This is a genomic window from Candidatus Nitrosarchaeum limnium BG20 (assembly GCF_000241145.1).
Classification (GTDB): Archaea; Thermoproteota; Nitrososphaeria; order Nitrososphaerales; family Nitrosopumilaceae; genus Nitrosarchaeum; species Nitrosarchaeum limnae.
The window spans coordinates 1-1,339 of the sequence record NZ_AHJG01000264.1 but is presented as its reverse complement, the minus strand read 5'-3'; the positions used below and the strand labels follow the sequence as shown (position 1 = coordinate 1,339).

1 protein-coding gene and 1 tRNA gene are annotated in these 1,339 nt (G+C 29.6%); both read left to right on the top strand.

Annotation, left to right across the window (positions count from 1 at the left end):
* Positions 1–354 precede the first annotated feature (354 nt).
* Positions 355–456 (top strand) — tRNA-Leu (locus BG20_RS09330).
* A gap of 354 nt (positions 457–810) precedes the next feature.
* The coding region (locus BG20_RS09320; RefSeq protein WP_048097200.1) for a hypothetical protein at positions 811–1,339 on the top strand (529 nt) is incomplete at its 3' end.

Sequence of the window (1,339 nt, the reverse complement as noted above, 5' to 3'; positions counted from 1 at the left end):
CGCATTTGCTGATTTGAATAAAAACATTATCCAATCTTGGATAAACCCAATCACACCAATCAAAAATTAGTGTGATTGATTTTTATTTTTTTTAAACCTAAAACATCAATCATGTTTTTAATTTATCTTTTAATCTTTAAAAAATTCAATACTCTATCTTTCTAAACTCTTTTTTTAACCACTCGTATTTAGTGTGTTTTTAGTTATTGCATTTATTTTTGAACATTCTAAATTTTCATCCATTTATTTCCAAAAACTAGAAGTAAAATTTTGAAAATACTGTTAATTTACGATCATTTTCTAAATTTTATTCCAATAGCAATCGAAAAATATCAGTCAATATTCAATCTCATTGCAGAGGTATCGAAGCCCGGTCAACCGAGAAGGACTCAAGATCCTCAAAAATAGGAAATCCTTTCTCTCAGGAGTTCGTGGGTTCAAATCCCACCCTCTGCACTATAATTTTCAATGGAATCAGAAATTTTTTAAATTATTTTAAAAATTATGCTACAATTGGTTTTATTTTAGTGATAGAGTGATTTGAAATTTTCTTGTGTATGTCTGCTATATTTTCATCTTTAAATGAAAGATTACATCTAAAACATTTCCAGTTTACTTCAGACATAGGAACCATACGTCTATTTTGCTTATAAGTATATTGAATGATTGTTCCAATTTGTTCCAATTTTTGATCAATGATCTGAAATTTATGAAATTTTTAGATAATTTACGATCATTTCATGATTTTTTCATGAATAAATGGTAATCCAAGGGTTTAGAAATAAAAAAAATCCACTCAAAAAGAAGACCATGGATATCTTTGAGATTTTAGCCGAATTTTCGTATTTTGGGGTTTTTCTTGTTCTGATTGGTGTAAACGCATCTCCAATTCTAATGCCACCAACTTGGATTATTTTGTCCTCATTTTCTGCACTTGATCCTAGTTTGAATCTGATACTCCTTTCAATTATTGGTGCAACTGGTGCAACTGTTGGACGATTCATTTTGAAATTCATCAGTGGCTATTTTAGAAAATTTGTAGGACCCGAACAACAATCTAATCTTGATATTATTGGAGATTTTCTAAATAGAAAAAAATATGGATATGTTCTTGCATCTTTTTTGTTTGGAGCAACTCCGCTTCCTAGCAATATGCTCTTTATCACTTATGGATTAATAAAATCAAAAAGTATTGGGCTGTATGTTGGATTTTGGTGTGGTAGAGCCTTATCTTACTACGTGATGCTCTCAATTAGTAATGTTGTTTTAACTCCTTTTCTTCAAATTTTTGAAGAACGATATATTGGAATATTGGTAGTTGATGCAATAAGTATCGGCA